Genomic DNA, 19,919 nt, shown 5'->3' on the forward strand with positions numbered 1-19,919 from the left:
TGTTTTATTGAAATTAGGCGGCCCAAGCTTGTAATTTAGCCCGTAAGCGCTGCATCGCTTGGCTATGAATCTGACAAATACGCGATTCACTTACACCAATAACGGCGCCTATTTCTTTTAAATTCATTTCTTCATCGTAATAGAGCGATAACACCAAAGCTTCACGCTCTGGTAGGGTTTTGATCGCGGCAGCCAAACTATGGCGGAAACTATCATCAACGACATTTTGCAACGGCAGATTTTGATCAATATCATCTTCATTCACCATTGTGTCCTCACCACCAGCAAGATCAGCAATGCCAACAATACGTCCACAATTAACGTCATTTAACGCTTGATGGTATTGCTCTAGCGGCATGTCCAAAAACTGTGAAATTTCAATGTCAGTTGGATCACGTCCAAGGCTATGTTCTAGCTTGGCAATTGCATCACTAATACGCCGACTATGCTTATACACAGATCGCGGTACCCAATCACCACGTCGAATATCATCTAACATCGCACCACGAATACGAATTCCAGCAAAGGTTTCAAAACTCGCACCTTTAGTAGGATCGTAATTTTGCTGCGCTTCCAATAAACCAATCATGCCTGATTGAATTAAATCTTCGACCAAAACACTGGGTGGCAAACGCGCCATTAAGTGATGAGCTATTCGCTTAACCAGCGTCGAATAACGCTCAATAAACGCCTGTGGACTTTGTTGATAACTGCTATAAGCTAAGGTTTTATTCACGAATAGATGCCTCCATGGCTCGTGGTTTATGCACCAACAATCGTTCAACAAAAAATTCCAAATGCCCACCAGGATGATGTGGAAGTGGCCAGGTCATTGCTTTTGATGCTAATGAATTTAATGCTAATGCCGCCGGACTATGCGGAAAAGCTTCAACCACTATCTTTTGGCGCTTAACGGCTTGGCGAACATTATCATCAAGCGGAATACATGCCGCGAGTTCAAGATTGGCATCAAGAAAACGTTCAGTTACTCGAGTTAGCTTAATGAATAAATCCCGCCCTTCACGATAACTACGTACCATGTTAGCCACAATCTTAAAGCGTTGAATATCATACTCACGGCTCAAAATTTTCATTAATGCGTATGCATCTGTGATCGACGTTGGCTCATCACAGACCACAATAATAATGTCTTGAGCTGCACGCGCAAAGCTCAACACCATGTCTGAAATACCCGCCGCAGTATCAACCAAGAAAAAATCAAGATCATACTGTAAGTTGCTGAATGCACGAATCAATCCCGCATGTTGGGTCGGTGTTAATTCGGCCATATTCTGAGTACCAGACGCCGAAGGAATAATTTTTACGCCGTAAGGGCCTTCAATAATAATGTCTTCAAGTTCACATACACCAGCCAATACATGCGACAAATTGCGTCCCGCACGTAAACCAAGCATTACATCGACATTCGCCAATCCAAGATCGGCATCAAGTACCATGACACGCTTACCTTGGCGCGCCATTGAAATTGCCATATTAAGGGTGACATTGGTTTTACCCACGCCCCCTTTTCCACCTGTAATCGTAATGACTTTCGTCGACGTTAATTGGGTCATTCGACGTAAACCACTCGCTTGATCGTACATGATGTTCTCAGTCATAAAAATCGGCCGAAGTAGTATCTGAGCTATCACTAGACCAGAGATGAGATTGCTGTGACAGTTCTAGTTCTAACAACTCATTTGCGCGCGAAACGAGATAATTCCCGGTCGCTACTTTCAAGTCTTCAGGAACCCGTTGACCATCCGCTAAATAGGCAATCGGTAACGCATTTTGAATAGCGACACCGATGATTTCACCCAAACTCAACGATTCATCCAACTTGGTTAATACACAGCCCGATAATGGAATACGACGAAAATGTTCAAGTGTTTCTTGTAGTACTCGTCGTTGGGATGTCGCAGGCATCACTAAATAGCTGCGGATTTTAGCGCCGCTATTTTGCATTAAGGTATCTAATTGTTCTGACAAACGAATATCGCGTTGACCCATACCGGCGGTATCAAGCAGCACTAATCGACGATGACGCAACTGATGAAGTATATCGGCCAGTTCCTGCGCATCTTTAGCAACTCTTACAGGACATCCCATAATTCGGCCATAAGTGGCCAATTGTTCATGGGCGCCAATACGGTAATTATCGGTGGTCACTAACGCTATTTGTTGAGGACCAAACTCCATCGCAGCTCGTGCCGCTAATTTGGCAACCGTGGTTGTTTTTCCAACCCCTGTCGGGCCAAGTAATGCCACCACGCCACCATTTTCTAAAATACAGTCGTCCGTGGTCACTAATTGATCGGCTAATAAATCAAGTAAAGCGGGCCAGGCTTCATTGGTAGGCAAATCTTCCGGTATATAGCACGCTAATTGATCAGCTAATTGATCGGATAATCCCATCTTTTCAAGCCGTTTGATCATCATCGCCCGCATCGGTTCTTGGCGTTCAACTTCTTGCCACATTAACCCTGATAATTGATGTTCTAATAAACGTCGAATAGACACGATATCGGCTCGCATCGCATCTAATTCATCATCTTTTTTGATGTTTTTTGCTTCATAACGACTCGGATCTAAACGAGGTTTACGCGCGGTACTAACATAGTCATTACGCCCAACATTTGTCTCGTGTTCATAATGTTTTGATGATGGACGAACATAATTCCCCACATTGAGATCTTGTGCCGAATCATCATAACGACGAGCCTGTTTCGACTGAGATAACGACCGTTGTCTGTCGGTGCTAGCGTGTTGACGCTGTTGTTCATGACTCTCGCTGTGGTAATAATGCTGTCGAGCTTGATCGCGACTTAACTCATTAGTGCTATTTAGCGCTGATTGTTGCTGATGCTGGGTTTGATGTTTAGATTGGCGTTGTAACAAGGCAGTTAATGAATCCACTGAGGCCATATTATCGCTCCCCTCTGTTGCTGCGGCATAATTTTGCAGTACGCTGGCAAACTGCTTTGAAACAGAAGGCGTTACATTAACTTTATCATCCGCCAGTTTTCGCCTTGCTTGGCCTAAACCTTGTTCTAATTCATCACGTACGGCATGGTTTGTTTTTGCAACTGGTTGGCTTGTTTCTGCATCAACTGCAGCCACTATCTCAACCCCACCCGAGACTTTTTTATTTGACATAATCACCGCATCAGGGCCAAGTTCTTCTTTGACTTCGCTAAGTGCGGTTCTCATATCCTTGGCAAAAAATCGTTTAATTTTCAAACTTAGTTCCCTATCAGCAAGTGCTTAAATTAGTGTTCACTTTCAACATTATTAATGACCTACCGCATTAACAATTCGAATTTGCTTTTCATCGGGCACTTCTTGATAAGAAAGTACTCTCAAGGTCGGAATGGTATTTTTGACAAATTTTGCCAAGGTAGAACGTAAAACACCGGAAGTTAATAACACCGCAGGTTCACCTTTTAATTCTTGCTGTTGTGTTGCTTCTGTTAGTGAACGTTGTAAACGCTCGGCTAATCCAGGCTCAATACCCGATGACTCGCCCCCAGCAGACTGCATCGTTTGATGCAATATCTGTTCCAACTCAGGGACTAAAGTAATGACGGGTAATTCTGCTTCTATTCCATTGATTTCCTGACAAATTAAGCGTTTTAATCCAATACGTGCAGCGGCGGTTAAAATGTCAGGATCTTGACTCTTACTGGAGTACTCAGATAGGGTTTGAACAATGGTTCGAATATCTCGTAGTGGAATCGCTTCATTAAGTAAGTTTTGCATTACCTTCACTACCGCCCCTAATGGCAATTGATCAGGCACGAAACCATCCACTAATTTCGGTGTTGATTGCCCTAACATTTCAAGTAAGTTTTGTACTTCTTCATGGCCCAGTAATTGAGCAGCATGGTTAGTGAGTAATTGACTTAAATGGGTCGCCAGCACAGTGGCAGAATCCACCACGGTGTAACCTAACGCTTGTGCATGTTCACGTTGAGAAACTTGAATCCACACCGCTTCTAAACCAAAAGCAGGATCGAGCGTACGTTCACCATCAATATTGCCAAACACTTGGCCGGGATTTATGGCTAAATCCATGTTGGGATGAATATTAGCTTCGCCACAGGTAACACCCATCAGGCTGATACGGTAGCTATTAGGAGGGAGTTCCAAATTGTCACGAATATGGACAGGAGGCACGAGAAAACCAAAATCTTGAGATAACTTTTTACGCACGCCTTTAACGCGCTCTAACAACTCACCACCTTGGTCTTTATCTACCATTGAAATAAGTCGATAACCCACCTCAAGACCAATGGTATCTACGGGTTGCACATCATCCCATGACAATTCTTTCATTGGCTGCGCTGGCGCCATCGCATGTGTTGGTGGCTCTTTTTCAACTAATGCTGCTATTTTATCTTTCTTATAACGCCAATAAGCTGCACCACCAATAATGGCAGCTAACAGTAAAAACGGCACATGGGGCATGCCTGGAACAATCCCCATTACAAATAAAATAACCCCAGTAATAATCAAGGCTTGAGGGTTATTAAACATCTGAAAATACATCTGCTGGCCCATATCCTCGTCAGTATTTTGACGAGTAACCAACATCGCGGCACCAATAGACAACAACAACGATGGAATCTGTGCGACTAAGCCATCACCAATGGTGAGTAGACTATAAATCTCCATCGCTTCCATAAAGCCTAAGCCGTATTGCGTCATACCAATGATCAAGCCACCAATAATATTGATAAACAAAATCAAAATACCAGCGATTGCATCCCCTTTAACAAACTTAGATGCACCGTCCATCGAACCATAAAAATCCGCTTCTTTGGTCACTTCAAAACGACGCGTTCGTGCTTGCTCTTGATCAATAAGACCCGCATTTAAATCCGCATCAATCGCCATTTGTTTACCGGGTAACGCATCTAGCGTAAAGCGAGCACTAACTTCTGAAATACGCCCAGCACCTTTGGTAACAACCATGAAATTGATGATCATAAGGATAAGGAATACCACCAAACCCACAGCATAGTTACCGCCAATCACTACCGAGCCAAAGGCATCAATGACCTGTCCTGCCGCATCAGAACCTTCATGACCATGCAATAACACCACCCGTGTTGAAGCTACGTTAAGGGCTAAACGTAATAAGGTGGCAATAAGTAATACGGTAGGAAAAGCGGCGAAATCGAGAGGACGACGGGTGTAAACAGTCACTAACAACACCACTAATGACAACGCAATATTAAAGGTAAACGTCATATCCAATAATAATGGTGGCATTGGCAGAATAATCATCGCCAAGGTGGCTAACACCATCACTGGTGCACCAATAGCGGGCATATTCTGTAAACGCGCTAACGGTAAGCGCGAAGCAAAAGGAATTGAAAGCTTCATTCTATTGTCATCAAATCACGATTATTTACATAAAAGTGAGGTTATGACTCTAGATAGAACCATAAACCATCACGAAGATTTATGGTTAAGCAATTATCATGCCGCATAATTATGCCATTATTTTGACAGTAAAATTATACTGTTAGCGGCCATTGTTATTTTATTAATGCTGTAGCTCTGGTGGAATCTCTGTTGCTGCTGCCGATAAAGTAGGCTTTTGTCCTTTACCACGTCGATAAGCTTTTAATTGAAAAACGTAAGCAAGCACTTGCGCAACCGCAACAAACAACCCATCAGGCACTTGTTGTTCTAATTCAGTGGTATAGTAAATCGCACGTGCTAATGGTGCGGCAGGAACAATATCAATATTGTGTTTATTGGCAATTTCACGAATTTTAAGGGCTAAGTGATCCCCCCCTTTGGCAATCACTATTGGCGCGGCATCTAATTGAGGATCATAACGTAATGCCACAGAAAAGTGTTCAGGGTTAGTGATCACAACATCTGCCTGAGGAACATCCGCCATCATACGGCGTTGTGCCATTTCGCGCTGTAGCATACGAATACGACCTTTAACTTCCGGTTTTCCCTCTGAGTCTTTATATTCGTCTTTAATTTCTTGCTTGGTCATTTTTAATTGATCGCTAAAATGCCAAATCTGATAAGGCACATCAATGGCGACCACGATCAACAACGAACAACAGATCAGCAATACAAAATTCAATAGGATATCTAAAGCATGAAAATAATTAGCTGGAAAGGTTTCGATACTGAGCTGAAAAAAATCATTTAAACTTGAATAAATTAAATATCCGGCCACACTGGCAACTAACCCAACCTTGAGTATCGATTTAATTAATTCAACCCAACTTTGGCTGCCAAACATACGTTTTAGGCCACTCATTGGGTTCATTTTTGAAAATTTTGGCATTGCAGCTTCAGAAGAAAAACGGATGCCACCGAGCCCTGCTGCTCCAATTAAGGCGGCAGTAAATAAAAATACTAAAATAATAACCAGTGGTAAAAACACCTGCCATATCGCCGTAGAAATTACCGAAAATAGTAAGTGAACATCAAATGCTTCTTCACGACTGAGAGTAAACATTCGACTCATGACCTTGGCTAATGCGGTTCCTAACCCCTCACCAAACCACATTAAACCCACTGCACCGGAAACCAATACAGCTACGGAGGCTAATTCTCTTGAGCGCGGTACTTGACCTTTTTCTCGCGCCTGCTCGCGTTTTCGCGCGGTGGCGTCTTCGGTACGTTCTTGACCGTCAGCATCCGACATTGTGATTCGTCCATGGTGAATTAAAAAAGTGAATATAAGAAAGATAAGCAGCGCAATAAGCCGTTATAAAACGGAATTTACGGTTAACAATCTAGCCGAACTAAACGACAAACTTGATCGAGCCCTGTTTGCCAAATAGCCTCATATTGCGGCACGATCCCCAGCACAATAAACCAACTGATCGCAAGCCCAAGTAACAACGCAAATGAAAAGCCTAATGAGAAAATATTTAACTGTGGCGCAGCACGGGTCATCACACCAAATGAAAGGTTAACGGTTAATAGTGCAATAACACCAGCCAGCGCCATATCAACCCCAGCTTTAAATATATGTCCAAACCACCCAGCTAATTGGTGATAGTCAGCAGCAACTAACATACTGCTTCCTACGGGTAAGGTAGTAAAACTCAACACCACCACATTAAGCATCGTCAAATGACCGTCAGTGGCTAAGAACAATAATATCGCCAGAAACATATAAAATTGTCCCAATACGGGGGTATTTTGACCATTCGCAGGATCCACCATTGAGGCAAAACCTAAGCTTGATTGCATGCCTAAAATTTGTCCTAACAACACAAAAGTCTGCGTAATAAACTGAGTCACTAACCCCATCGCCACTCCAATAATGATTTGTTGGGTAGTGACAATAAAACCCGCCAGAGAAAGTAACTCAATATCAGTCGGCACTTTAGGTAGCATTGGCATCACAGTAAAAGTGATTGCTAATGCAAGGTATAGTCGAATTTTAGGTGACACAAAACGTGCCCCAAAAAAGGTCATTGCCATCATCATTGAAGAGATACGAGTAAATGGCCAAAAATAATTGGCAATCCACTCTAATAACACGCTGGAGGTATAGTGCATAAACGGTGGTTACTCACGAGATAAACATAGCATCGTGCTGCTATTAGTACAGTAGTTGTGGTATCTGATCGATAATACGAAAGAAGTAATCCATTAACATTCGCGTCATCATATGACCAAAGAACATCAGCGCTAATAACGTCACCACTAAACGTGGTAAAAAACTCAATGTTTGTTCGTTAATCGAGGTTGCCGCTTGAAATACCGCGACCACCAAACCAATTAATAAGCCAGGAATAACAATTGCACACACCATGATCAATACCATGTACAACGCTTCTTGAAAAATGCCGACAAACGCTTCCGGAGTCATCGTCTATTTATCCTTATCTTTCACAGGCTTTATAAGGTGCCAAAACTGGCGGCTAACGTAGACAGAATTAAATTCCAACCATCCACCAATACAAATAACATCAACTTAAACGGTAATGACACAATCATCGGTGATAGCATCATCATACCCATCGCCATTAATACTGACGCCACCACTAAATCAATAATTAAGAACGGTAAAAACAGCATAAATCCAATCTGAAACGCAGTCTTAAGCTCAGAGGTAATAAATGCGGGCACTAATACCGTTATAGGAACCGTTTGTGGGTCCGTCGCAGTAGAGCCTGAAATATTGACAAAGGTTTCCAAATCTTTAACTCGCGTTTGCTTTAACATAAACTGTCGCATCGGTGCTTCAGCTTTAGTCAATGCTTGCTTGGCGCTGATTTGTTCATTGATATAAGGCTGCACTGCATCGGTATTAATTTTATCAATAACAGGTGACATCACAAAGAAAGTCAAAAACATCGCGATACCAATAATCACCTGATTTGATGGTGTTTGTTGTAAACCCATCGCTTGACGCAAAATCGACATTACCACCACAATACGGGTAAATGATGTCATTAAAATCACCACCGCAGGCAAAAAGCCTAATGCGGTCATTAACGCTAAGATTTGCAAGGTGATGGAGTAATCTTCACTACCATCAGGGTTCATGGTGACGGATAACGCAGGAATACCACCATGCCCAGTTCCCGCCATTAAATGTGAAGCACCACTTTCCGCCGTCATTGCCGCTTGAGTAACACTCTCGGTCGCCCAAGCAGGAGTTGTGATGATCCAACTGCCGCTCAACAACAATAATAAGACTATTTTGATATACATTTTGGGGTTATTTTTTATCATTGGTGGTCATCAATCGGCTCAGCTGAGATGCAAAATCGTTGGCTGGCACATCTTCCATGATTAAAGGTTGTTCAAGCTTACTCAGCAACGAGATATTATGCTGCGTGATACCAACTAACAGCTGTTCATCACCCACTTGAATCAGCGCAATTCGCTCTCGTTGCCCAAGTGTTAACTGCTTTACAATCGTGAGTCGTTGATCACTACTGTGCACGCCCACTAAACGCATTTTTTTTAGCATCCACGCCAAAAACAGAATAATAACAATCACCAACACCAATGACGCTAAGGTTGTGGCTAGATTAAGATCGGGGGCTTGCCCTAAAGTCACTGACTGATCCATCGTCAACTCTTAACGTAATTTTTTAATGCGTTCAGTTTGGCTAATCACGTCGGTTAAACGAATACCAAATTTATCATTGACCACCACCACTTCACCGTGAGCAATCAAAGTGCCATTAACCATCACATCCAGTGATTCGCCAGCAATACGATCAAGCTCAACCACGGAGCCTTGGTTAAGTTGCAGCAAGTTACGAATACTGATTTGCGTACGGCCAACTTCCATTGAAATCGTCACCGGAATATCCATGATAGTATCAAGCTTACGGCGCTCATCATCAGAGATCGGGGCGGTATCATCAGTTAACTCTTCTAATGGTGCCGGCTGAACATTATCTTGTTGCTCTGCTAATGCTGCAGCCCAATCATCTGCCATTTGTTGATCATTTTGAGACATTATTATTCCTGTTAATTATGAGTGCGTTTCATCGTTACTGTTCATCTCTAATAATGTAGAGCTTAATAATTCACGATCTAAAAAAGCCAAATCCGTTTTCACCATGTCTGGACGTTTTAATTTATCGGTAATCTTAAGCGCGACATTATCGCCACTACGCCCCATTTTGGCGCGGTAGGTTGGTAAATCTTCAACAAAAATCGTGGCGGATTCTGGCATGATGATCGGAATAACATCGCCAGTTTGTAATTCCATTAAGTCACGTAATGAGATATCAATATCCAATAACTTAGCGCGCAGATTCACAGGTACATCCATGATTTCATCACGTAGTGCATGACTCCAACGAACATCGGTGTCCATCTTGTCACTTTGCACACCCGCATCGAGCAATTCTCGAATAGGTTCAACCATTGAATACGGCATCACCACATGAAAATCACCGCCACCACCATCAATCTCAATATGAAATGAGCTCACCACAATCACTTCTGTCGGACTGACAATATTGGCCATAGTCGGGTTAACTTCTGAGTCAATATATTCAAACTCAACCGACATCACTGGCGACCATGCTTCACGGTAATCTTCAAACACCAATTTCAACAGCATCTGTACAATACGTCGTTCCGTTGGAGTAAATTCACGCCCTTCAATTTTGGCGTGAAAACGACCATCACCACCAAAGAAATTTTCAACCAAAATAAACACTAATCGTGCTTCCATGGTGATCAATGCGGTTCCTTTTAATGGCCTAAAACGCACCATATTTAAACTCGTAGGAACATAAAGCGTATTTTGATACTCACCAAACTTGATCATTTGGACGCCATTGATCGACACTTCGGCGGTTTTACGCAGCATATTAAATAAGCTGATTCGCATATGACGGGCAAAACGCTCATTGATCAATTCAAGGGTCGGCATTCGACCACGAACGATTCGATCTTGCGAAGAAAAATCAAAGGCCGTTATGCCTGAACCTTGATCACCATCATTTGCATCATCATCAGGCTCATCAACACCATGCAATAGTGCATCAATTTCATCTTGGGTTAATAAATCACTCACAGCGCACCTATTGCATCACAAAGCCAGTAAATAACACCCGTTCAACCACAGGCATATTCGTCATCTTATTCATCGTTGCTTGTACAGTCGTCAATGCTTGTTGACGTAACTGTTCACGTCCTTGAGGTTGACGTAATTGCTCAACTGTCGCGACAGCAAATGTTTGTAACAATACACTTTCAACTAATGGCACATGTTTTTTAGCCAACGCTTCATTTTGTTCACCTCGCACCATTAGTTGTACTTTTATTTGCACCACACGATCACGTTCTTTGCCACTCACATTAAAAATAAAAGGTTCAGGTAACACGATATAATAAGCTGACATTTTCAATGGCGGCTGAGTCGATATTGATCCAACTTCTGTCGCTTTAGCTTCCGCTGATGGCGTGGTAAAAAACCAAATTCCACCACCAATCACAACGCTCACAAGTAAAATAACCAAGCCAATAACCATTGTTTTTTTTCTATTTCCAGCCATCAGCATTTACCCTTGCTCGCTATTTATTGCGGTCTTTATTACTACATGACGTTGCTGCATGTTTTCCCTTATTGATAAAACGTTTGCCACAACTATGACCAAAAACGCTAAGCGTAATAATCGACTTGGTCTTTCTTTTCAGTGACAAACATACTGATGGGTAGCTCACCTTGATCGTTTTCTGCTACAAGTGATCTATCCTCGTTCATTGTACGCAAAGCGGATGACTGCCTAGAGTGTGACTGAGAATGCGCTGAACCATTATGGTTATGACCCGTAAATTGGTGGCTATTCTCTTGTTGTACCGAGCTTTGTGTAAGTTGTAATCCTTGCTGTTGTAACATTTCACGTAAGCGCGGCATGGCATGTTCAACAATATCGCGAGCTTGATGATTATTCACCGTAAATTGCACTGAAGCCTGATCTTGATTAATGCTCAATTTAATCTGAAGTTTGCCCAATTCGGGTGGATCTAACCGAATATCGACATATTTTAGATTCTTTGCCATCATCATATTGATCCGTTCATGAACCTCTTCGCCAGCCTTTTCATGAGTAAGAACTAATGGCGATTGCATGGCACTGGTTATTGGTGGCGATTCAGGTTTTAATATTGGTGCTGCTGATACTGTTGTTAATCCCGCTAACGGTTGAACCAATGAGTCAGCTTGAGAATGGTTATTTACTCCTTGTTGAGGTCGATTATCGTCCACCAACAAAGAAGTACCATCAAACACGGCAGGGTTAATTAGCGTGTCAGTGCTAGATGTTGACGCAGATAAAGAGCGATGAGAGGCTGGTAGTGGCGAATTATTGACACTAGCATCAGAAATAAGCTCGACATCACTCTTTGCGCCAGATTTTTGTCCATTATTATTTGCTGTCGCTTTTGCCGTCAGAGCCTCAGCCGTAGCTGGCATAATAAACGCTGCACTTCCATCGGTGGTTTTAGTGGCTGTTTGAGCTGCTACCAATTCATTTTGAGTCAGTACAGTATCTGTTGTTGGCATGACGGCTGATGGCAAGCTTTTGCCGCTCGCATCAACAGTCTCGATGTGTGCTTTATCAACTGAATTAAGCTGCTGGTTAGATTGTGTGAGTTGCTGTAAAAAGACATTGCCTGCAGCCATTAATTCTGTGGCGTCATCAATGACTCTCTCGCCATCATCAGCACTCATTGGTGATTTATCAATTACGTTATCGGCAATGATTGAATCTGGGGTTAATATTTCACTTTCATCATCAATCACGTCAGTTGTAGCAATTATGGCTGTTTCGCTATCAATACTCATCGGTTCAGCACTCATCACTGCTTGATCAGAAAGTAATGTGGATTCGCCATCAACCACCGCTAACGGAGGCATTTCATCAAGCGCTTGCTGGTATTGCTCTAAAAACTGACCGTCATCAAATGGCGTCGTGTCAGGTGTTGAACTGGAAACGGAACTGCCCGTCACCGATTTTGGCGTTTGCGCAGATGACACATTAAATAGATTCATAGTAACTCTTTTAATACGTGTCGCTACAGACGACAAATAAATGAATAACTGTTTGATTAAAGCGTCAAAAAAACGTTTTATTCAAAACTAATGTTCTATCCTAATGCAAAAAGTAAACCAGTTTTTAGTTCTAGCGTTGTTGGCGACGTGCAAATTGTAACGTTACAAATTCATCCATCATTTTTTGTTCTTGTTTATTCAAAAAAAGCTGCCGCTCACGCTGTTTTTTTTCCAATAACCATTCAATACCGCGCTTTTTTTGCTGCATGGCTTGCCAGTGCTGACGGCATTGCTCAATTTGATTAGCAAAATAACCACCTGCCTGTTTTTGTTTTTCTAACGTAGTATCTAACTGGGTTAAGAATTTTTGTAAATGGCTATATTGGCTTGCAGTTAGTCCTTGCTGCCCTCGCTCAGAAAGCTGGCGACAATAATCTAATCGGTACTGTTCGATTTGAGCTAATTGCTGTAAATAATTTTGTTGTTCAAGTTGCGCTTGATTGAGGGCGAGGCTGGCTTGATGTTCTTGCTGCTGTGCTTGCTCGATTAATAATTCAAATGTTCTCAATGGCATACTATAACGACCTTGTCTTCAATTACCCTGTTGTCGAGTCCATTAGCCACCTAACGTAGATCGCAACATATTGACGCACATTTCATACGGCACCGCTTCTTTCATTTCTTGCTGTAAATAACCGTCTAATTTCGGTTTAAAACTAAAAGCTTGATCAATTGTTGCATCAGTTCCCGGTTTATAAGCACCAATAGCAACCAAGTCTTGATTTTTACGGCAAATAGATAAAATTTGGCGCACCGCTTTAGACATCAGCATATGTTCATCACTGACAATGGCTGGCATAACACGGCTAACGGAACGTTCAACATCAATGGCAGGATAATGCCCCGCATCCGCCATTTCACGCGATAACACAATATGACCATCGAGGATCGCACGTGATGCATCGGCAATCGGATCTTGCAGATCATCACCTTCACTTAATACCGTGAAAAAAGCGGTGATCGAACCTTGATTTTCGTTACCATTACCTGCCCGTTCCACCAGCGCAGGTAATTTAGCAAACACCGATGGTGGATAACCTTTGGTTGCCGGTGGTTCACCAACAGATAATGCAATTTCACGTTGCGCCTGAGCAAAACGGGTCAATGAATCCATCAGCAGTAATACATCAAACCCTTGATCGCGAAAATACTCAGCGATCGTAAGTGATGTTTGACAGCCTTTTAAGCGCATTAATGGCGAAGCATCGGCTGGCGCAGCTATCACAACAGCTCGCTCTCGGCCTTCTTTACCTAAAATTTCATCAATAAATTCTTTTACTTCTCGACCACGCTCACCAATAAGTCCCACCACTACAATTTGCGCACTGGTGCCACGAGTCATCATGCCTAACGTGACCGATTTACCAACACCAGAACCGGCAAAGAGGCCAATTCGCTGTCCTTTTCCGACCGTTAATAAGCCATTGATGGCTTTAATACCAACATCTAACGGCTCTTTAATCGGTTTACGTGATAAGGGATTTATTGGTACCGAAGTAAACGCTGCTCGTTGCTCTGTAAAAATAGGCCCTAAACCATCAAGCGGATTACCAATACCATCAATAACACGCCCAAGTAATTCAGGCCCAACCGGAATGCCACTGTTATGCAAAATAGGGGTGACTTTAGCACCTGGCATCACCCCTGATAATTGCTCACTTGGCATTAAAAAAAGCGTTTCTCCGGCAAAACCCACCACTTCAGCGTCTAGTTCACCAGTGAGGGTTTCTACTTTACAAACACTGCCAACAGGGGCGCGGCAGCCTATCGCCTCAAGGGTTAACCCAACGACACGATCTAAACGCCCAGAAGCCACAGGTTTACAGGCAGTATTCGCAGTTTGGTAGCGATTTAGGCGTTGTGCGAGGGTCATAGTACTGGCTCTTGCAAGTGACTATTGAGTTCATTAAAGGTGGTCAGTGAATGCAAAATTCGATCATCAATTAAATAATCAACACTTGAACTACCACACTCCAACTGTAAATCTCCCCGTTGTAAGCTCGGCTCTGCAATCAATGACCATTGACGTTGTTGTAAATCCGCCTCATCAAAACTGGCATGAACCAAGGCAACATCATCTGGATGTAAATGCATTTTGATCGCTCGCTCGGCTATCGGTAATGTGGCCACCACTTCACGCAGAGTATTAAGTAAAACTTGAGGATTGGTTTTCACTTCAACGCGAATCAATGCCTTGGTTAAACCATTAACCAATAACAATAATTGTTGTTCAACTTCGGTGTCGACTTTAGCAATAGGATCGGCAAATTTATCCATCACCGCCGTTAATAATGCCACTTGTTGATCAATTTGAGCTTGAGCTTGTTCTAGCCCTTGCTGTAAGCCTTGTGCCAGCCCTTCAGCATGGCCTGCTGTAACACCTTCAGCATGGCCTTGAGAAAAACCTTCGCTATGCCCAGCTTGACGCCCTTGCTCAACCCCTTCGTCATAAGCAGATTGCTGCATGGCTTCAAGTTCTGCCGCGGTTAATGGTGGCGGCGCTGGCTCAGGTTGGGTTAATTGCTGTTGCTGTAATTGTTGTTGCTCAAGATAATATTGATGATCATAATTAAGCGCATTTTCAGGTTCATGATCACTGTCATGGCTGTAATCAGGGTATGCCCAGCGCTCAAGCTCTTGCGCTTGATGTTCTGACACGCGCATAAAACCACGACGACGTTCATCACTCATGGCAAAACCTTTTCCTTCAACTTACATTGAACCTGCGCGTTACTATTATAAAAATTCATCAGTGCCACCATTGCCAGTTAGCACTAATTCACCCAAATCAGATAAACGACGCGCAATAGATAAAATTTCTTTCTGAGCCGCTTCAACATCAGCCACACGAATAGGCCCCATGGCTTCTAAATCTTCTTGTAGCATTTCACCCGCACGTTTAGACATATTGCGATAGAACTTATCTCGCAACATATCATCCGCTCCTTTAAGGGCTTTTTGTAATAGTTCTTGCGGCACATCTCGCAATAGAATTTGAACGCCACGATCATCAACTTCAATCAGATTATCAAACACAAACATCAAATCTTGAATTTGAGTCGCTGTTTCTTCATCGTTTTCACGAATTTGATCCATCAACAACCCTTCAACATTATTATCGAGATAGTTCATGATTTCTGCTGCTGCTTTTAAGCCACCAATTTTGGCAGCTTGTGCGCCCGCTTGACCCGCAAACTGTTTCTCCATAATGTCATTTAATTCATGCAGTGCCGCAGGTTGAACTTCTTCCAAATTAGCAATACGCATCATCAAATCTAACCGCACGCGTTCAGGAAATTGCGATAAAATTTCAGCGGATTGTTCAGGCTCTAAATAAGACAACACGATAGTTTGAATCTGTGGGTGCTCATTTAAAATAATGCTGGCAACTTGGCGCGGATCCATCCATTTTAAAGAATCAAGTCCACGCGAGCCGCTACCCATTAGAATCTGATCAACCAAGTTATTGGCTTTATCTTCACCTAATGCGGCCACCAATGCATTACGAACAAAATCTTCGCTCCCCATGCCAATACTGGTGTATTTTTGAATTTCTTCTAAAAATGAACGATGCACACTTGAGACTTTATCTTGGTTTAAGTTCTTCATGCTTGCCATCGAGCCACCAACTCGCTGCACCTGTTTTGGGTCAAGGTGACGAATAATACTGGCAGCATCTTGTTCATTAAGACTCAATAATAAAATCGCTGCTTTATCAGTGCCATTAAGACTTTTAATATCAAATTTATTATCAATTGGTGCTACATCATTAGCCATCTTCATTCATCCAGCTTTTCACAACTTGAGCCGCAAGATCCGGTTCATTAGCAACCAACGCTCGCACTGCTTTCAGTAAATCTTCATCTTTATGTAAATTAGGTAGATCTAAACTACTGCTGCTTAATTCAAAACTTTCATTTGGATCTAAATCGCCACCAATTAAGCTAGTACCATCACTGTTGCTATTGTGGGTTAGTATTGGTAATCCATTTTCATCAAGGGGTGTACCATTAGCGGCTTGATTGGGGTATAGCAACTTGTTCATTGCTGGACGCACTAGAACAACAATCACCACAATAATCACCAACGCTGCCGCTAACCATCGAATCCAACTATTGAAATTAGGATTTTCCCAAATGGGTGCATCAGCCAATAACAACTCTTCAGGCAGAGCAAATGGTACTGATAGCACTTCAAGTAAATCACCACGCGCCTCTGAAAAGCCAATTCCCCCCATTAATAAACGGCGAATTTTGACAATCTCAGCTTCTGATACAGGTACGCGAGTGATCTCTCCCGTTTTAGGATCGACAATCGATTTATAATCAATCGCAACCGACACTGTTTGTCGATCAATAACGCCAGTTTGCGCCCGTTTATGGCTTATCGTTGTATCTAACTCATAGTTACGGGTAGATTCACGGTGTATACGACCAGAACCGCTACTTGAACCCGCTTGCATGTCTTTAATATTTTCAGGAATAGAACTACTTGCTGGCGGTTGATTACTCAATGCACCAGGAATACCCGCCACGACTTGACCGCCGTTACTATCTTCACGCGTAAATTCACTTCGAGTAGCCGCCGTGGCAGGATCATAACGCTTACGGGTTTCTTCTAGTGCAGAGAAATCCATCGCAATATCAACTTGTGAGGTGTAATTACCTAGCCCTAACACAGGCATTAAAATAGCATCTATTTTTTCACGTAGGGCTTGTTCTTGTTTACGCTCTAATTCGTATTCTTTACGTTTCGCTGTCGAGGAGGGATCTTCGGTACCGGAACTTAATAAACGCCCATGTTGATCGGTTACAGTCACACGAGTTGGACGTAATCCAGGTACTGCCGTTGCTACCATATCGACTATCGAATCAACCTCTTGCTGCCCCAATGCACCACCCGATGCTAAAGTCAGAAAAACGGTTGCGGTAGCATCTTGATTATGACGAACAAACACACTTTGTTTTGGCATTGCAAGTAACACTTGCGCCTTACGTACTTGACTAATTTGTTCGATAGCACGCGCTAATTGACGCTCACGACTTAATTTTAAGCGCTCATTTTCAAGTCGTTGCGAAACACCAAACCCCATATCTTTTAATAAAATATCATCGCCTTCAGCAGTACGACTGTTTAAACCACTGCGGGTTAAATCTAATTTTATACTGCTGTATTTATCAGCAGGTACTCGAATAGTATTGCCATCAAGTTGGTAATCAATTTTCTTTTGATCAAAGTGATCTAAAATAGGAATCAATTCTTCAGTTTCATAACTACCCAATGGTCGCATTTCTGGTTCTTTTATCCACACCACGACCATGACAATTAGCGCGACACAAATCGCAACCGAGAGCACTAAAATCACCTGCCGTAGCAGATCAAGATTGCCTAAAATACTGTCAGTGCGCGATGCTTTCTTTTCAGCAAGATCGGGATCTTGAGCAGCATCACGTAATATCGGTGAAGTATTATTATTTGCAACCGTAACAGGTTGATTAACAATTTGATCTGACACTATTTATTTCTCACACATATAGCAAATGATGCGCTATCACATCGACGGATAACCACGATATTTATACCGGCATATTCATTAATTCTTTATAGGCTTGCACCATTTTATTACGCACTTGCACCGTCGCTTCAAACGCCACACTGGATTTATTACGAGCAATCATCACATCAGATAACGACACACTGCGATCACCTTGATCAAATCGAGTAGCTAAATCACTTGATTGGCCTTGAAGTGTATTCACCGACTTAATGGCATCGTTGAGTAAATTGCCAAAATCAGCACTGACTTGTTGTCCTGTTGCAGGACGAATACTATTTTGAGCATCTAAACGCATTGCCTGCATTTCAGCCGCTAATCCATTAACTTTCATCGCAAAATCTCACTGTGTTTATCGCTACTAAAAAAGGGTTGTTATATCTATAACTCATCGATTATGCGGGGAGTTCTATACCTGCATCGCGCATTTTGGCTAATTTATAGCGTAATGTACGTGGACTAATACCCAGTTTATCGGCCATATCTTTTCGATTACCTTGGCAAGCAACTAAAGTATCTAAAATAATATTAAATTCTTGGCCGCGTAATTCATGCCCTAAACTTTCCGCAACTGTGGATGATATTGAGTCAATTGTCGTTGTGGTCGACGGTGATATTTCGCAATCAGGCGCGGTAGAAGGTGTGACCAACTGTAGCCAATCCAGTCCTTCAACCAAAATATGTTGCTCAGTTATCATAAGGTTATCGTGAATGATTAACGCGCGTTGAATCACGTTATCAAGTTCACGTACATTTCCGGGCCATGTATATTGTAATAATTTGTTGATCGCACATTGCGCAATCGTTGGAATCGCCATTCCTTGCTGACACGCATGACGTTGTAAAAATAACTCCGCTAACGGCACAATATCGCCTTTACGTTCAGCTAATGCGGGCCACGTCATTGGAAAAACATTTAACCGGTAGTACAAATCTTCACGAAAACGTCCCTTCGCAACATAATTTTTTAAATCACGATTACTGGTCGCAATAATTCGCACATCCAATTTAATGCTTTTACGCCCACCTAAACGTTCAACTTCACGTTCTTGCAATACCCGTAATAATTTAGCTTGCAAGTTAACGTCCATTTCACTGATTTCATCCAGTAAAATCGTACCAGCTTGAGCTTGTTCAAACTTACCTGGGCAGGCTTGTATTGCTCCAGTAAAAGCTCCTTTTTCATAGCCAAATAGCATCGCTTCCAGCATATTTTCAGGAATAGCGGCACAGTTAATCGCAATAAAAGGTCCATCACGACGTAAAGAATGGTCGTGAATATAACGTGACAACACTTCTTTACCCGACCCACTAGGGCCTAATACCATTACGTTAGCATCGGTTTTAGCGACTTTTTCTGCCATTGCCAATAAATGCAAACTTTTAGGATCAGCCACCACAGTATTGGTAAGATTGCGTTTAATCGGAGCATAACGCTCAACCATATTTAACAAAACTTGCGGGGCAAATGGTTTAGCCATGTAATCGAGCGCCCCCTCTTTCATTGCTGCAACAGCATCTTCGATATTGGCGTAAGCGGTCATTAATAACACTGGCATTTTGGGCCATTGCAATTTAATACTGCGCAATAAAGCTAAGCCATCCATGCCTGTCATTTGCACATCAGAAACCACAATATCAACCGATTCAGATTTCAATAGCACTAATGCATGTTCTGCACTTTCCGCTTCTAGCCACTGATAACCCGCTAATGCAAGCGTATCGACTAACGCTTCACGCAAACCTTCGTCATCTTCTACGACTAATACTCGCGTTTGACTCATG

20 protein-coding genes are annotated in these 19,919 nt (G+C 42.5%); all 20 read right to left on the reverse strand.

Annotation, left to right across the window (positions count from 1 at the left end; genetic code table 11):
* Positions 1-13: 13 nt before the first annotated feature.
* The 20 genes from VXS03_RS02605 to VXS03_RS02700 all read right to left on the reverse strand — a co-directional run bounded on the left by VXS03_RS02605 (position 14) and on the right by VXS03_RS02700 (position 19,918).
* On the reverse strand, positions 14-736 hold the full coding sequence (locus tag VXS03_RS02605) for an RNA polymerase sigma factor FliA (protein WP_327761828.1): 723 nt from the start codon (positions 734-736) through the stop codon (positions 14-16).
* The gene (locus VXS03_RS02610; RefSeq protein WP_327761829.1) at positions 729-1,619 is read right to left on the reverse strand and encodes a MinD/ParA family protein; all 891 of its coding nucleotides are present in this window, start codon (positions 1,617-1,619) and stop codon (positions 729-731) included. Before VXS03_RS02610 ends, VXS03_RS02605 begins: the two co-directional genes overlap by 8 nt.
* The gene (gene flhF, locus VXS03_RS02615; protein WP_327761830.1) at positions 1,612-3,240 is read right to left on the reverse strand and encodes a flagellar biosynthesis protein FlhF; all 1,629 of its coding nucleotides are present in this window, start codon (positions 3,238-3,240) and stop codon (positions 1,612-1,614) included. The genes VXS03_RS02610 and flhF overlap by 8 nt, the downstream gene beginning before the upstream one ends.
* A 51-nt stretch (positions 3,241-3,291) precedes the next feature.
* Complete coding sequence (flhA, locus tag VXS03_RS02620) at positions 3,292-5,388, reverse strand: flagellar biosynthesis protein FlhA (protein WP_080156962.1); 2,097 nt, start codon at positions 5,386-5,388, stop codon at positions 3,292-3,294.
* A gap of 163 nt (positions 5,389-5,551) precedes the next feature.
* The gene (gene flhB, locus VXS03_RS02625) at positions 5,552-6,682 is read right to left on the reverse strand and encodes a flagellar biosynthesis protein FlhB (RefSeq protein WP_327761832.1); all 1,131 of its coding nucleotides are present in this window, start codon (positions 6,680-6,682) and stop codon (positions 5,552-5,554) included.
* A gap of 83 nt (positions 6,683-6,765) precedes the next feature.
* A complete protein-coding gene (gene fliR, locus VXS03_RS02630; protein WP_327761834.1) occupies positions 6,766-7,548 on the reverse strand; it encodes a flagellar biosynthetic protein FliR in 783 nt (260 codons plus the stop codon).
* Positions 7,549-7,591: 43 nt separating this feature from the next.
* Positions 7,592-7,861: a flagellar biosynthesis protein FliQ gene (gene fliQ, locus VXS03_RS02635; RefSeq protein ID WP_036795654.1), complete on the reverse strand. Its 270-nt coding sequence runs from the start codon at positions 7,859-7,861 to the stop codon at positions 7,592-7,594.
* Between the two features lie 29 nt (positions 7,862-7,890).
* Positions 7,891-8,730 carry a flagellar type III secretion system pore protein FliP gene (gene fliP / locus VXS03_RS02640; protein WP_442957409.1) on the reverse strand — a complete coding sequence of 280 codons (840 nt, stop codon included), beginning with the start codon at positions 8,728-8,730 and terminating at the stop codon, positions 7,891-7,893.
* Positions 8,717-9,073 carry a flagellar biosynthetic protein FliO gene (gene fliO / locus VXS03_RS02645; protein ID WP_327761836.1) on the reverse strand — a complete coding sequence of 119 codons (357 nt, stop codon included), beginning with the start codon at positions 9,071-9,073 and terminating at the stop codon, positions 8,717-8,719. Before fliO ends, fliP begins: the two co-directional genes overlap by 14 nt.
* A 9-nt stretch (positions 9,074-9,082) precedes the next feature.
* Entirely contained in the window at positions 9,083-9,469 is a 387-nt protein-coding gene (fliN, locus tag VXS03_RS02650; protein ID WP_327761837.1) for a flagellar motor switch protein FliN, read from the reverse strand.
* A 15-nt stretch (positions 9,470-9,484) separates the two neighbouring features.
* The gene (gene fliM / locus VXS03_RS02655; RefSeq protein WP_327761838.1) at positions 9,485-10,540 is read right to left on the reverse strand and encodes a flagellar motor switch protein FliM; all 1,056 of its coding nucleotides are present in this window, start codon (positions 10,538-10,540) and stop codon (positions 9,485-9,487) included.
* Between the two features lie 7 nt (positions 10,541-10,547).
* Positions 10,548-11,021, reverse strand: coding sequence for a flagellar basal body-associated protein FliL (gene fliL, locus VXS03_RS02660; protein WP_327761839.1), 474 nt, complete (start codon positions 11,019-11,021; stop codon positions 10,548-10,550).
* A gap of 107 nt (positions 11,022-11,128) precedes the next feature.
* A complete protein-coding gene (locus VXS03_RS02665) occupies positions 11,129-12,520 on the reverse strand; it encodes a flagellar hook-length control protein FliK (protein WP_327761840.1) in 1,392 nt (463 codons plus the stop codon).
* A gap of 130 nt (positions 12,521-12,650) precedes the next feature.
* A complete protein-coding gene (gene fliJ / locus VXS03_RS02670; protein WP_087852128.1) occupies positions 12,651-13,094 on the reverse strand; it encodes a flagellar export protein FliJ in 444 nt (147 codons plus the stop codon).
* Between the two features lie 42 nt (positions 13,095-13,136).
* Positions 13,137-14,453 carry a flagellar protein export ATPase FliI gene (gene fliI / locus VXS03_RS02675; RefSeq protein ID WP_327761842.1) on the reverse strand — a complete coding sequence of 439 codons (1,317 nt, stop codon included), beginning with the start codon at positions 14,451-14,453 and terminating at the stop codon, positions 13,137-13,139.
* Positions 14,450-15,271, reverse strand: a complete 822-nt coding sequence (gene fliH / locus VXS03_RS02680) for a flagellar assembly protein FliH (RefSeq protein ID WP_327761843.1) — start codon at positions 15,269-15,271, stop codon at positions 14,450-14,452. The genes fliI and fliH overlap by 4 nt, the downstream gene beginning before the upstream one ends.
* Positions 15,272-15,316: 45 nt before the next feature.
* The gene (fliG, locus tag VXS03_RS02685; RefSeq protein WP_327761844.1) at positions 15,317-16,357 is read right to left on the reverse strand and encodes a flagellar motor switch protein FliG; all 1,041 of its coding nucleotides are present in this window, start codon (positions 16,355-16,357) and stop codon (positions 15,317-15,319) included.
* Entirely contained in the window at positions 16,350-18,095 is a 1,746-nt protein-coding gene (gene fliF / locus VXS03_RS02690) for a flagellar basal-body MS-ring/collar protein FliF (RefSeq protein WP_442957410.1), read from the reverse strand. Before fliF ends, fliG begins: the two co-directional genes overlap by 8 nt.
* Positions 18,096-18,156: 61 nt before the next feature.
* A complete protein-coding gene (fliE, locus tag VXS03_RS02695; RefSeq protein ID WP_327761845.1) occupies positions 18,157-18,468 on the reverse strand; it encodes a flagellar hook-basal body complex protein FliE in 312 nt (103 codons plus the stop codon).
* Between the two features lie 61 nt (positions 18,469-18,529).
* Positions 18,530-19,918 (reverse strand): sigma-54-dependent transcriptional regulator, encoded by a 1,389-nt coding sequence (locus tag VXS03_RS02700; protein WP_327761846.1) that lies wholly within the window; start codon positions 19,916-19,918, stop codon positions 18,530-18,532.
* Between the last annotated feature and the right edge of the window lies 1 nt (position 19,919).

The organism is Photobacterium sp. S4TG1, from assembly GCF_036040035.1.
Classification (GTDB): domain Bacteria; phylum Pseudomonadota; class Gammaproteobacteria; order Enterobacterales; family Vibrionaceae; genus Photobacterium.

Coding starts and splice junctions, on each gene's coding strand:
- fliI (WP_327761842.1), bottom strand. CDS start 14,453: ATGACCCTCGCACAACGCCTAAATCGCTACCAAACTGCGAATACTGCC.
- fliJ (WP_087852128.1), bottom strand. CDS start 13,094: ATGCCATTGAGAACATTTGAATTATTAATCGAGCAAGCACAGCAGCAA.
- fliL (WP_327761839.1), bottom strand. CDS start 11,021: ATGGCTGGAAATAGAAAAAAAACAATGGTTATTGGCTTGGTTATTTTA.
- fliH (WP_327761843.1), bottom strand. CDS start 15,271: ATGAGTGATGAACGTCGTCGTGGTTTTATGCGCGTGTCAGAACATCAA.
- fliO (WP_327761836.1), bottom strand. CDS start 9,073: ATGGATCAGTCAGTGACTTTAGGGCAAGCCCCCGATCTTAATCTAGCC.
- fliP (WP_442957409.1), bottom strand. CDS start 8,730: ATGATAAAAAATAACCCCAAAATGTATATCAAAATAGTCTTATTATTG.
- fliG (WP_327761844.1), bottom strand. CDS start 16,357: ATGGCTAATGATGTAGCACCAATTGATAATAAATTTGATATTAAAAGT.
- fliQ (WP_036795654.1), bottom strand. CDS start 7,861: ATGACTCCGGAAGCGTTTGTCGGCATTTTTCAAGAAGCGTTGTACATG.
- flhA (WP_080156962.1), bottom strand. CDS start 5,388: ATGAAGCTTTCAATTCCTTTTGCTTCGCGCTTACCGTTAGCGCGTTTA.
- VXS03_RS02665 (WP_327761840.1), bottom strand. CDS start 12,520: ATGAATCTATTTAATGTGTCATCTGCGCAAACGCCAAAATCGGTGACG.
- fliE (WP_327761845.1), bottom strand. CDS start 18,468: ATGAAAGTTAATGGATTAGCGGCTGAAATGCAGGCAATGCGTTTAGAT.
- flhB (WP_327761832.1), bottom strand. CDS start 6,682: ATGTCGGATGCTGACGGTCAAGAACGTACCGAAGACGCCACCGCGCGA.
- fliN (WP_327761837.1), bottom strand. CDS start 9,469: ATGTCTCAAAATGATCAACAAATGGCAGATGATTGGGCTGCAGCATTA.
- fliR (WP_327761834.1), bottom strand. CDS start 7,548: ATGCACTATACCTCCAGCGTGTTATTAGAGTGGATTGCCAATTATTTT.
- VXS03_RS02700 (WP_327761846.1), bottom strand. CDS start 19,918: ATGAGTCAAACGCGAGTATTAGTCGTAGAAGATGACGAAGGTTTGCGT.
- VXS03_RS02610 (WP_327761829.1), bottom strand. CDS start 1,619: ATGACTGAGAACATCATGTACGATCAAGCGAGTGGTTTACGTCGAATG.